Raw genomic sequence first — 12,614 nt, 5'->3', positions numbered from 1 at the left:
CTTTCAAGGGGGCCGATAACTCCAGGAGATGGCGCAAAAGGGCGGCAGTAATTCACACGCCGCCGCGCCCCTGGAGACCCCGTGCAACTGCTAGACCGTGAAATCGCCGACTGCAAGGCTCTGGTTGTCGATGGCAACCCGACCTCGCGCAGCATCCTCGCCGCGCAACTGCGCGACTTCGGCGTCGGCACCGTCGTGCAGTGCGGCCGCATCAAGGACGCCCGCAAGCAGCTCGAAGCGCGCCCCTTCGACGTGGTGCTGTGCGAGCACCGCTTCGACACCGAAGACCCCAACTACACCGCGCAGCACCTGCTCGACGACCTGCGTCGTGCGCAGCTGCTGCCGTTTTCCACCGTCTTCATCATCGTCACCGGCGAAGCCTCGTACACGATGGTGGCCGACGCCGCAGAGTCCGCGCTCGACAGCTACCTGCTCAAGCCCCACACCGCCACCTCGCTCGGCGAGCGGCTGACGCAGGCGCGCAAGCGCAAGCGCACGCTGGCCGACATCTTCTCCGCCATCGAGCAAGGCGACTACCAGCAGGCCACCCGCCTGTGCCTGCAGCGTTTTGCCAGTCGCTCGGTCTATTGGCTCTATGCCGCGCGCATCGGCTCCGAGCTGCTGCTGCGCCAGGGCATGCACGACGAGGCCAAGAAGCTCTGCGAAGCCGTGCTCGAAACCGGCGCCCTGCCCTGGGCCCGCCTCGGCATCGCCCGCGCACAGATCGACGCCAACCAGCCCACCCAGGCCATGCGCACGCTGGAGACGCTGATCGGCGACCACCCGAGCCACGTCGACGCCTACGACGTGATGGGCCGCGTGCAGGTGGAGCAAGGCAACCTCAACGAAGCCCTCGACACCTTCCGCAAGGCGAGTTCGCTCACGCCGAGAACTTCGATCGCCCGCCTGCAGAAGCACGGCATGTTGGCCTTCTTCATGGGCGACCGCGACGAAGCCGCCAAGATGCTCGACCGAGCGGCCACGCTGGGCATCAGCTCGAAGATGTTCGATTTCCAGTCGCTGGTGCTGCTGGCCTTCAGCCGCTTCCAGCAACGCGACACCAAGGGACTGCAGCGCTGTCTCGACAACCTGCAGCACGCGCTCGAACGCGCGCCCAACAGCAAACGGCTGCAACGCTTCACCCGCATCGTCACGGCGCTCAACCTGATGCTGCTCAAGCAGGTGGCCGCGGTGGTGGCGGAAGTCCGCATGCTCTTCAGCAAACTCGACGAACCCGGCCTCGATGTGGAAGCCGGCTGCAACCTGCTGGCGCTGCTCGCGCAACTCACCGCCGGCGAAATACAGCTTGACGGCGCCGACAGCTGGGTCGACACGCTGGGCATGCGTTTCGCCAGCTCCAAGGGCATGACCGAGCTGCTCGCCGGTGCTGCCGGTGCGCACCCGCCCTTCGCCGAACGGGTACGCCAGGCCCACGTGCGCATCAGCGAGATGGCCGAGCAGGCCGTGACGCACACCGTGCAAGGCAACCACCGTGCGGCCGTGCACGCCCTGCTGTCCCATGCCGAGCGCACCTGCAACGGCAAGCTGATCGAGATGGCGCGCATGACGCTGCAACGCCACGGAGCCCGCATCGAGGACGCCGCCGAACTCTCGCAGCGGGCCGACGCCCTGCGCGACCTCTACGCTTTGAACGTGAGCGCCGCGATGCTCGGTCAGTCGGGCGGACGCCAACCAGGCGCGCTCAACCTGCGCGACGTGCGACCCGCCGAGCCTGATGGGGGCGATGCGGCTGCGGTCGATGCAGTGGCCGCCGAAGAGCCGGTCGAGTCCGCCGCCGACGAGCCGCCCCAGGCCGCCGCGGCCTGAGGTTTCAGAAGAGTTCGCCCTGCCCAGCATCTGCCGCGCGGGTGCGCCGCGCCGGCGCTGCCGGTGCCGCAGACGGCTTGCGGAAGAGGCTCAGGTCGAGTTCGATGCGCGTCTTGTTGAGGCCGAGCCGCGCACAGGCCTTGTCGAAACGCTGGCGCAGCAGCTGCGCCCACACCCCCGTGCCCTTCATGCGCTGGCCGAAGCTCGCGTCGTAGTCCTTGCCGCCGCGCATCTCGCGGATGCGCGCCATCACCCGCCCCGCCCGATCGGGAAAGTGCTGCTCCAGCCACTGCTGGAAGAGCGGATTCACCTCCCAGGGCAGGCGCAGCACGATGCTGAAGGCCGACTGCGCGCCCGCCTCGGCCGCGGCTTCGAGGATGCGCTCGGCTTCGGGCTCGTTGATGAAGGGGATCACCGGCGACACGCTCACGCCCACCGGCACGCCTGCCTTGGCCAGCGTCTCGACGACGCGCAACCGGCGGTGCGGCGCCGCTGCGCGCGGCTCCAGGATGCGCGCGAGCTTCGGGTCGAGCGAGGTGATCGAGACATAGATCGCCACCAGCCGCTGCGCCGCCATCGGCGCGATGAGGTCGAGGTCGCGCTCCACGCCCGACGACTTGGTGACCATCGAAAACGGATGCCGGCATTCGTGCAGCAATTCGATGATGGAGCGCGTGATGCCAAGCTTGCGCTCGATGGGCTGGTAGGCATCGGTGGCCGCGCCGATGTTGATCATCGAGGGCTCGTAGGCCCGGCTCGCCAACGCTTCGCGCAGGCGCTCGGCTGCGTTGACCTTGGCGACGATCTTGGTCTCGAAGTCGAGACCGGGCGAGAGGTTGAGGTAGCTGTGCGTCGGCCGCGCGAAGCAATAAATGCAGCCATGCTCGCAGCCGCGGTAAGGGTTGACCGAAAGGTCGAAGCCGATGTCGGGCGAATCGTTGCTCGACAGCACCGACTTCACCCGCTCCTCGATGATCTGCGTCTCGCGCGGCAGGTGCTCTTCTTCGGCCAGCTGATCGATCGAGCCCCAGCCGTCATCGAAAGTCTCACCGGATTGGCGGGCATAGCGGTGCACGATGGCCCAGCCGGTGCCCCGGCCCTTGATCGGGTCGGTTTCCAGCGGGGAAGTGGGTTTGACAGTCATACTGTACGTTTATACAGCATGCCTGGGTCGAGTCAACTTCGGTGCCTTGCGTCTACCCCTCCAACTGAGCGGTACACCACGAGTTCTAGGGACACGCGCTCCATCGGCCCGCAGTAGCCTGGGTCTCAGCTTGCGGCATGTCGCCGCGGGCGCCTGCCCACAGGGAGACGACGATGGCACTGACCGAAGCAGTGGACAACCTGTACCTCTACGACCCCCAGTTCGAGCCGGGGGCCAACAAGTTCTTGAGCGAAGTCGGCGGCAGTAGCGCCGCCCGTGCGGTGTCGTCCTTGGACGACGTGGGCGCAGCGCTGAATGCGTTCGCGCTGGTGAAGTTCCTGGTCTTCGATACCCACGGACGCCCGGGGAGGGTTTGCCTGGCGAACGGAACGAAACTCGAAGGTGTCGACTTCATGATCCTCAAGAAGAACCCGCACCTCCTGAAGATGGGGGCGCGCATCCTCTTCTACGGCTGCAACATCGGTGCAGGCGCTGCCGGAGACAAGTTCATGGACGAGATCGGCCTGTATTTGCTGCGCGGCAAAGGGGGCATCGTCGGGACCTCGACCGTCTCGAACGTCGCGCTCCAACTCGGCCCATTCGCGAGCGAGACCTTCATGGACCCCACGTCCTTCGGGGCGCGCCTCAAGGTCAGGCGCTACGACTTGTCGGGTGCGCTCGTCGGCTCGCGCACCACGGATCGGTATGGCGCCGTGACGCCCTGACGACGGCGACCAAGACGGCGGCCGCCGACGCGGCCGAGAGCCCCCGCACCTTGCGCGGGATCAAGCGCAAGGGACGGCGGCATCCGAACAATCGGTCCGATGAGCATCCGTCATCTTGACCGTCTTCTCGAACCGCAATCGGTGGCGGTCATCGGCGCCTCCGACCGCCCGGCCAGCGTGGGCGCCACGGTCTGGCGCAACCTGCGCAGCGGGGGCTTTCGCGGCCCGGTCTGGCCGGTGAACCTGAAGCACCGCACCCTCGATGGCGAGCCCGTGCATTCGCGTGTGGCCGACCTGCCCTCGGCGCCCGACCTCGCGGTCATCTGCACGCCGCCCGAGACCGTGCCCGGGCTGATCGACGCGCTCGGCCAGCTCGGCACACGCGCGGCCATCGTCATGACGGCCGGCCTCGGCCCCGAGCTGCGCTCGGCCATGCTGGCCAGCGCCCGGCCGCACCTGCTGCGCATCCTCGGGCCCAACTGCCTGGGGCTGCTGTCGCCGCGGCTCGGGCTCAACGCGAGCTTCGCGCACATCGGCGCGCGCCCGGGCGACCTGGCCTTCGTGTCGCAGTCGGGCGCCCTCGTCACCGCGGTGCTCGACTGGGCCCAGCCGCGCCACATCGGCTTCTCGCACATGGTGTCGCTCGGCGAGCATGCCGACGTCGATTTCGGCGACCTGCTCGACCACCTGGCGAGCGACCCGCACACCCGCTCGATCCTGCTCTACATCGAGTCGATCGAGTCGCCGCGCAAGTTCATGTCGGCCGCACGAGCCGCCGCGCGCAACAAACCGGTGATCGTGGTGAAGGCAGGCCGCGGTGCCAAAGGCGCTGCTGCCGCCGCCTCGCACACCGGGGCGCTGGCCGGCTCCGATCTCGTGTACGACGCGGCCATACGCCGCGCCGGCATGCTGCGCGTGAGCAGCCTGCAAGACCTCTTCGTCGCCGCCGAGACGCTGAGCCGCTTCGGCCGCAACCGCGACGAGTCCCTCACCATCATGACCAACGGCGGCGGCGCCGGCGTGATGGCGGCCGATGCGGCCGAGCTGGCGGGCGTGAACCTGGCCGAGATCGACGACGGCCTGCGCGAGCGTCTCGACGCCGCGCTGCCCGGCACCTGGTCGCGCCGCAACCCCATCGACATCATCGGCGACGCCCCCGCGCAGCGCTACGTCGACACGCTCACCGCCCTGCTCGCCGAGCCCGCGGCCGGCGCCGTGCTCTTCATCCACGCGCCCACGGCCATCGTGCGCAGCGACGACATCGCCCGCGCCTGCGCGCCGCTGGTGCAGGACGCGAGCGGTCGTGTGATGGCCTGCTGGCTCGGTGACGAAGCCGTGCTGCCGGCGCGGCGCATCTTCGAAGCCGCGGGCATCGCCGACTACGCCACGCCCGAGCAGGCCGTCGATGCCTTCGCCATGCTCGGCACCTACCGCCGCAACCAGGCCCTGCTGCTCGAAGCCCCCGCGGCCGACACCGGCACTGCCCCGGCACTCGACACCGCCCGCGCCCTGATCGCCAAGGCGCTCGCCGCAAAGAACCTGCTGCTCGACGAAGCCTCGTCCAAGGCCCTGCTCGAGGCCTATGGCATTCCAGTGGTCAAGACCGTGGTCACCGAGCCCACCGCCCAAGCCGCCGCTGCCGCAGGCGCCGGCCTCGGCTTTCCGGTGGCGCTCAAGATCCTCTCACCCGACATCTCGCACAAGTCAGACGCCGGCGGCGTGCGCCTCGGCCTGCGCGATGCCACCGAGCTGCGGACCGCCGCCGCGCAGATGCTCGAGCACCTGCGCACCACCCGGCCCGAAGCGCGCCTCGAAGGCTTCACCGTGCAGCCGATGGCCGCGCGGCCGATGGCGCAGGAGCCATCGTCGGCGCGAGCGTCGATGCGATCTTCGGCCCGGTGATCCTCTTCGGCCAAGGCGGCACGGCCGTGGAAGTCATCGCCGACCGCGCCATCGCCCTGCCCCCGCTCAACCGCGTGCTGGCACGCGACCTCGTCTCCCGCACGCGCGTGGCGCGCCTGCTGGCCGGCTACCGCGACCACCCGCCCGCGCAGCTCGACGCCGTGTGCGACGTGCTGATCGCCGTCTCGCAGATGCTGGCCGACCTGCCCGAGATCGCCGAACTCGACATCAACCCCTTGTGGGCCGACGCGCAAGGCGTGCTCGCGCTCGACGCCCGTGTGCGGCTGAGCGAGCAGCCGGTCGCCGGTGCGGCGCGGTTCGCCATCGCGCCCTATCCGCAGGCGCTCGAAGAGACGATCGAGTGGCACGGCGAGCGGCTCACGCTGCGCCCCATCCGCCCGGAAGACGCGGCACAGCACACCGCCTTCGTGGAGCAGCTGCAGCCGGAAGACCTGCGCCTGCGCTTCTTCTCCACCCGGCGCGAGCTGCCACGCAGCGAGCTGGCGCGGCTGACGCAGATCGACTACGACCGCGAGATGGCCTTCATCGCGGTGCGCGACCGTGCCGGCACCGGCCCCGAGACGCTGGGCGTGGCGCGGGCGGGCGCCGACCCCGACAACGTGGAAGCCGAACTCGGCGTCATCGTGCGCTCCGACCTGAAAGGCCAGGGACTTGGCAACCTGCTGCTGCGCAAGCTCATCCGGCACCTGCGGCAGCGCGGCACGCAACGGCTGGTGGCGCTGACGCTGCACGAAAACACCGCCATGCGCGAGCTGGCGCGTGATCACGGGTTCGTGGCCGATCGCACATCGCCGGAGCCCGGGACGGTGCGGCTCGTGCTCGACCTTCGCCCGGCTTGAGCCGCGCCAGCGGGCGCAAGCCCGTCACTCGTGCCGGCCGCTGCGCATGATCGAGCGCAGCAGCCACACCGCCCCCGCGCACGCACCCAGGAAGCCCAGCAGACCGAACGCCGGCAGGCCCCAGAGCAGCGGGCCGCCACGCACCGTCATCACGATCGACGAGCCGACGATGAGCGCGGCCACCACGAGCCCGACCGCAATGCGGCTCGCGGCGCGGTCGAGCTGGTCGCCCACACGGTCGAGGTGGCGCACCTCGATGTGCACCTGCACGCCACCGTGGCGCACATTGCGCAGCAGGCGCGAGAGGTCGTCGGGCACGGCGGCCATCAGGTCGGCCAGGCGCGTCAGCGAGCGCCACCCGCGCCGCACGATCACCTTCGGGTGGTAACGCGCCCGCAGCGCCCGCTTGAGCAGCGGCAAGGCCTCGCCTGCCATGTGGAAACCCGGGTCGAGGTGGCGGCCCATGCCTTCCACCGACACGAACGCCTTGATCAGGAGGGCCAGGTCCGACGGCAGCTGCAGCTGATGGCGGCGCAGGATGGTCGTCACGTCGGCCAGCATCGAGGCCAGGCTCAGCTGGGCCAGCGGCACGCCGTGGTACGTGTCGACAAAGGCCTCGACGTCGGCACTCAGCCGGTCTTCCTGCGTGCTCGGGTTGCCGTCGGTCCAGTCGAGCAACACGTCGGCGACCGACGAGGCGTCGCGCTGCACCAGGCCGAGCATCAGCTTGAGCAGCTCGTCGCGGCGCTGCGCCGAGAGCCGCCCCACCATGCCGAAGTCGATGAACGCGAGCCGGTTGTCCGGCAGGTAGAACACGTTGCCCGGGTGCGGGTCGGCGTGGAAGAGACCGTCTTCCACCACCATCTTCATCACCGCCTGCGCGCCGCGACGGGCGAGCAGCTTGCGGTCGAGGCCTGCGCTGTCGACGCGGCCCAGCTCGCCGCCGGGGATGCCGTCGACGAACTGCTGCACGTTCACGCGCTCGTGCGTCCAGTCCCAGTACACCTTGGGGATGACGATGTCGGGCTGCTGCGCGAAGTTGGCCGCGATGCGCTCGGCCTGCCGGCACTCGTGGGCGAGGTCGAGCTCGCGGCGCAGCGACTGGCCGAACTCCTGCACCAGCGCCACCGGCCGGTAGGGCCGCAGGTCGGGCCACTGGCGCACCGCGCGTGCGGCCAGGCGCTCCAGCAGGCGCAGGTCGGCCTCGATCACCGGGTGGATGCCCGGTCGGCGCACCTTCACCACCACCTCGCTGCCGTCGTGCAGCCGGGCGCGGTGCACCTGAGCGATGGACGCTGCGGCGAGCGGTGTCTCGTCGAACCAGGCAAACACCTGCGACGGCTCGCCGCCCAGGTCTTCGGTCAGCTGCGCCCGCAACGCCTCGAACGGCACCGCCGGCACGCGGCTGTGCAGCTGCTCGAACTCGGCGATCCACTCCGGGCCGAAGAGATCGGCGCGACCGGCAAGGATCTGCCCGAGCTTCACGAAGGTCGGGCCCAGCTCTTCGAGCGCACGGCGCACCTGCAGTGGCGGCGGCAGGCGTGCCAGCTCGGCGGCACTGTCCCAGTGCACCAGGCGGCCTGCCTTTTCGAGCAGGTCGGCCCAGCCCACGCGGCGCACCGCGTCGCCCAGCCCGTGGCGCACCAGCACCGCCACGATCTCCTGCAGCCGCCCGAGGTCTCGTGCGGTGTCGAGCGGGCTGGTCAGCATGGCAAGTGGGCGTGGTGGGGCATTCGCGGCAGTCTAGGGAGGTGGCGCGGCGCAGTCCAGCCACGCCAGCAACGCGAGACAGGCGCGCCTTGAGCCCCGTCAAGCCCACCGCGCAGGTGCTTTCTAGACTTCCCTGAGCCGGCCTTGCCCCACATGAAAGCGACCAGATCGATGTCAGAGCTGCTGCTCGCCCTGGCGGGAGACGCCAGCCGCGAACGCATCTCGCTCGGCGACATCGTGCAGGCCATGCAAGACCGCGCGCTGGCCGCACTCATCCTGCTGCTCGCCCTGCCCAACGTGGTGCCGGCGCCGCCCGGCACCTCGGCCCTGCTGGGCGTGCCGCTGATGGTGCTCTCGCTGCAGCTCGCACTCGGATGGCCGCCATCGCTGCCGCTAGCGATGACCCGGCGTTCGCTGCCACGTGACCAGTTCGCCGCGACAGTGCGTCGGGTCTCGCCGTGGCTAGCCCGTGCCGAGTCGCTGCTGCGGCCTCGCCTCGCGGGCCTCACCGGCCCCGTCGCGGCGCGCTGGGTGGGCGGCCTGTGCCTGTTGCTGTCGGCCACCCTCGCCCTGCCCATCCCCCTCGGCAACATGCTGCCCGCCCTGGCCATCTGCCTGCTGACGCTCGGGCTGCTGGAGGGCGACGGGCTGTGGGTGCTCTGGGGGGTGTTCGCCTCCGCGTTCGCCATGGCGCTGGCGGGAGGCGTGGTGTACGGCGTGCTGAGAGCGGTGTGGCAGGTGGTGGGTCACATGGGAGGCTGAGGGCCCGGCGAGCCGGGGAGACCCTCGCGGCGGCGCAGGCATGCCGGCATGGCCATCGTCTGCCAGCGTTCATTTCATCGGCCAGCACCGTGGCCGTCACCCCACCGGCCGCTGAGGCCCCGCACGCAGCACCCGCCAGCCCGCCCACACCGCAGGCACCGCCAGCAGCCCGGCGGCAGGCCACCACCCGAGCGCCGGCAGGCCGAACGCCGACGCCACCGGCGGCACCAGCAACACCAAAGCGCTCAACACGCACACGCCGAACAGCAGCGCGTGGAACGCCTGGTTGCCGTGGCGCGGCATGTGGCCACCACCCCTGAACCACTGCAGCATCGCGAGGTTGCCCACGATCACCGACGCGATGCCGGCCAGGCGCAATTCGTCGTCGCTCGCGCCCGCGCTGCGCGCGGCCCATTGCACGAGGGCGACGAAGCCAAGCGCCACCGCGCCCACCCCGAGCGCCCGGCCAAGTGCCGGCAGGCCGATGAGCGGCGCATTGGCCGCGCGTGGTGGCACCTGCATCGACTTGGCCGAGGCAGGTTCGGCCTCGAAGACGAGCGAGCACGCCGGGTCGATGATCAGTTCGAACAGCACCACGTGCAGCGGCAGCAGCAGCACCGGCCCGCCCAGGAGCGGCAGCATCGACAGCCCGACGATCGGCACATGCACCGCAAAGAGGTAGCCGATGGCCTTCTGCAGGTTGATGAAGACGCGCCGACCCGAGCGCACGGCGTCCACGAGCGAGGCGAAACGGTCGTCGAGCAGCACCAGTGCCGCAGCTTCGCGGGCCACGTCGGTGCCGCGCCCGCCCATCGCCACGCCGACGTCGGCGGCGCGCAGCGCGGGGCCGTCGTTCACGCCGTCGCCCGTCATCGCCACCACCTCGCCGCGGCGCTGCAGCGCCTGCACGATGCGCAGCTTCTGCGCCGGGGTCACGCGGGCGTAGACGGCGACTCGCTGGACGAGGCCCTCCAGCTGCGCCTCGTTGGCCTCGTCGAGCTGCGCGCCCGTCATCACGCGCGAAGTGCCGGCGGGCGCTTCGCCCGGCGGCACCAGGCCCGCATCGCGTGCGATGGCCAACGCGGTCGTGGGCGAATCGCCGGTGATCATCACGACGCGCACGCCGGCCTCGTGGCAGGCGCGCAGCGCGGCCGGCACGTCGCCACGCAGCGGATCGTGGAAGGCCAGCAGGCCGTGCAGGGTGTAGCCAGCTTCGGGAAGACGGGTGGCGTCGTCGCAGCCCACGCTCGCGACAGCAATCACGCGCATGCCGCGCTCGGCCCAGGCCTGCACCTGGGCCGGCAGCGACTCGGGCACATGCCCGCAAAGGGCGAACACCGCCTCGGGTGCCCCCTTCAGCACCACCACTGCCGCGGGGCCTTCGCCGCTTGCACCAGCCGGCGCGGGTTGCCAGCACTGGCGCACGAAGGGCCGACCCGGCGTCACACCTTCGCGGGCCAGCAGCACCGCGCCACGCTCGTGCGCGCGCTCGGCCGCCGGCAGCAGGCGAAAGATCGCCTGGTCCATCGGTTCCAGGCTTTCGGCCACGCTGGCCTGCGCGGCCATGCGCAGCAGGGGCATGAAGGCCTCGGCGGGCGCATCGCCGGGGCGGCGCTCGCACACACGGCCATCGGCCGTCTGAAGCCCGGCGACTTCCATCTGGTTGGCGGTGAGCGTGCCGGTCTTGTCGACGCACAGCACGGTGGTGGCGCCGAGCGCCTCGATGGCCTGCGGCTGCCGCGTGAGCACCTGCAGGCGCGCCAGGCGCCACGCGCCGAGCGCGAGCATCACCGTCCAGACGACCGCAAACTCCTCCGGCACGATCGCCATGGCCAGCGTCAGTCCGACCAGGAGCCCCGCCGACCACGAACCTTCGCGCCAGGCGAACACCATCGCCGCGATCACGCAGGTCACGAGCGCGAGCACGGCCACGGCGCGCACCAGCCGCTTCAGCTCGGCCTGCAGCCGGCTCTCGCGCGGGGCCACGCCGGCGAGCGAGCCGCCGATGCGCCCGAGCGCCGTGCGCGCGCCGGTGGCGGTGACGAGGGCCACGCCGTCGCCCTGCACCACCAGCGTGCCGGCGTGCAGTTGCGCGTGCTCGGCGTCACCCGGGTGCTTGTCGACCGGCATCGACTCGCCGGTGAGCATTGATTCGTCGGTGCGCATCGCGTGGGCGTCGACGAGCGTCGCGTCGCAGGCGAGGCGGTCGCCCTCTTCCACGAGCAGGCGGTCGCCGACCACGATCTCCTGGCTGGAGATGCGGCGCACCACGCCGCCGCGCACGACAGTGCTGCGCGGGCTGGCCAGGTCGCGCAGCGCCTCCAGCACACGCTGGGTGCGCAGCTCCTGGTAGGCCGAGATGCCGATCACCGCACAGATCGACACCGCCAGCGCCAGCGCGTCGAACACGTCACCCAGCAGCCCGTAGAGCACAGTGCAGGCGACGAGCAGCAGCACCATCGGCTGCGCACCGGCCGAGGCAATGACGCGCAGCGTGCTCTTGTGCTCGGGCGGCGGTAGGCGGTTGAGGCCATCGCGGCGCAGGCGCACCTGGGCCTCGGGATCGCTGAGACCTTGTTCGCTGAGACCTTGTTCCTCGTGTCCGGTGGGCGGTGCAAGCATGTTCATGCGCCGACTGTCTGATGCGCCTCGTGTGCAGCGGTTGACGTGCATCAAGCGTGCCCGGGCGCGTGGGCCTAGGCTGACGGGGTTCGTTCGACACCCTCCCGGAGCCCCGCCATGGCCACCTCCAAGCACGTTGCCCCCGACCCGGTCACCACGCCTTTCAGCTTCGAGCCCCTCTTTGCGCTGACGACGGCGTTTGCGGCAAATCTTGCTCAACTTCAGCGACTGCAACTCGATGCCTGGCTGTCGTGGCAGAAGTCGCTCGCCGACAGCGGCCAGGAGCTCTTCGACGAGTGGAGCTGCCGCTTCGGCGGCGGCGTGCCGATCGACGGTTGATGAACGGCCCGCCCCCACGCGAGCCGGTGTTCCGCGCACGCGGCCTGGCCAAGTCGTACGGCAGCGGCGAGACCTGCGTGCACGCGCTGCGCGAGGTCGACCTCGACATCGGCCGCGGCGAATTCGTGGTGCTGCTCGGCCCCTCGGGCAGCGGCAAGTCGACGCTGCTCAACATCCTCGGCGGGCTCGACACGCCGACCTCGGGTCAGGTGCTGTTCGAAGACCACGACCTGAGCGCCGCCAACGACGCCGCCCTCACCGAGTACCGCCGCGAGCACGTGGGCTTCGTGTTCCAGTTCTACAACCTGATCCCAAGCCTCACGGTGCGCGAAAACGTGGCGCTGGTGACAGACATCGTGGCCCACCCCATGACGGTCGACGACGCCATCGACCGGGTCGGCCTCACGCCGCGGCGCGACCACTTCCCGGCGCAGCTCTCGGGCGGCGAACAGCAGCGTGTGGCGATCGCACGCGCCATCGTCAAGCGCCCCGAGGTGCTGCTGTGCGACGAGCCGACCGGCGCACTCGACTACCAGACCGGCAAGCTGGTGCTCGAGGTCATCGCCCGCATCAACGCCGAGTTGGGCACCACCACCGTGGTCATCACGCACAACGCCGCCATCGCGGGCATGGCCGACCGGGTGATCTACCTGGGCGACGGCCGGGTGCAGAAGATCGAGACCAACCCGCACAAGCTGTCGCCGGCCGAGCTGTCGTGGTGAG

Annotated in this window: 8 protein-coding genes and 1 pseudogene; 6 read left to right on the top strand and 3 right to left on the bottom strand. The window is 70.4% G+C overall.

Translation table 11 applies throughout. The features are described 5' to 3' along the window. Positions 1 to 81: 81 nt before the first annotated feature. Positions 82 to 1,827 carry a tetratricopeptide repeat protein gene (locus LRS03_RS03740; protein ID WP_257823930.1) on the top strand — a complete coding sequence of 582 codons (1,746 nt, stop codon included), beginning with the start codon at positions 82 to 84 and terminating at the stop codon, positions 1,825 to 1,827. Between the two features lie 4 nt (positions 1,828 to 1,831). Here the strand turns inward: LRS03_RS03740 and LRS03_RS03735 are convergent, their stop codons facing one another. Further along, on the bottom strand, positions 1,832 to 2,971 hold the full coding sequence (locus LRS03_RS03735) for a PA0069 family radical SAM protein (RefSeq protein ID WP_257823929.1): 1,140 nt from the start codon (positions 2,969 to 2,971) through the stop codon (positions 1,832 to 1,834). A gap of 173 nt (positions 2,972 to 3,144) precedes the next feature. On the opposite strand from LRS03_RS03735, the gene LRS03_RS03730 reads away from it, so the two are divergent. Both LRS03_RS03730 and LRS03_RS03725 read left to right on the top strand, forming a co-directional pair. Further along, complete coding sequence (locus LRS03_RS03730; RefSeq protein ID WP_257823928.1) at positions 3,145 to 3,696, top strand: DUF4347 domain-containing protein; 552 nt, start codon at positions 3,145 to 3,147, stop codon at positions 3,694 to 3,696. A 99-nt stretch (positions 3,697 to 3,795) separates the two neighbouring features. Beyond that, positions 3,796 to 6,458: pseudogene (locus tag LRS03_RS03725) on the top strand (bifunctional acetate--CoA ligase family protein/GNAT family N-acetyltransferase). Between the two features lie 24 nt (positions 6,459 to 6,482). On the opposite strand, the gene LRS03_RS03720 reads toward LRS03_RS03725, so the two are convergent. Further along, on the bottom strand, positions 6,483 to 8,168 hold the full coding sequence (locus LRS03_RS03720) for an ABC1 kinase family protein (protein ID WP_257823927.1): 1,686 nt from the start codon (positions 8,166 to 8,168) through the stop codon (positions 6,483 to 6,485). A 153-nt stretch (positions 8,169 to 8,321) separates the two neighbouring features. Here LRS03_RS03720 and LRS03_RS03715 point away from each other — a divergent pair, with 153 nt between their 5' ends. Next, positions 8,322 to 8,930, top strand: a complete 609-nt coding sequence (locus tag LRS03_RS03715; protein ID WP_257823926.1) for an exopolysaccharide biosynthesis protein — start codon at positions 8,322 to 8,324, stop codon at positions 8,928 to 8,930. Between the two features lie 96 nt (positions 8,931 to 9,026). On the opposite strand, the gene LRS03_RS03710 is transcribed toward LRS03_RS03715, so the two are convergent. Further along, complete coding sequence (locus LRS03_RS03710; RefSeq protein ID WP_257823925.1) at positions 9,027 to 11,558, bottom strand: cation-translocating P-type ATPase; 2,532 nt, start codon at positions 11,556 to 11,558, stop codon at positions 9,027 to 9,029. A 111-nt stretch (positions 11,559 to 11,669) separates the two neighbouring features. Between LRS03_RS03710 and LRS03_RS03705 the strand changes: the two genes are divergently transcribed. Further along, positions 11,670 to 11,891 carry a hypothetical protein gene (locus LRS03_RS03705; RefSeq protein WP_257823924.1) on the top strand — a complete coding sequence of 74 codons (222 nt, stop codon included), beginning with the start codon at positions 11,670 to 11,672 and terminating at the stop codon, positions 11,889 to 11,891. Next, the gene (locus LRS03_RS03700; protein WP_257823923.1) at positions 11,891 to 12,613 is read left to right on the top strand and encodes an ABC transporter ATP-binding protein; all 723 of its coding nucleotides are present in this window, start codon (positions 11,891 to 11,893) and stop codon (positions 12,611 to 12,613) included. The genes LRS03_RS03705 and LRS03_RS03700 overlap by 1 nt, the downstream gene beginning before the upstream one ends. Position 12,614 lies beyond the last annotated feature (1 nt).

It is taken from the genome of Rhizobacter sp. J219, from assembly GCF_024700055.1.
Classification (GTDB): Bacteria; Pseudomonadota; Gammaproteobacteria; order Burkholderiales; family Burkholderiaceae_C; genus Rhizobacter.
This window is presented reverse-complemented; position numbering and strand designations above follow the sequence as displayed.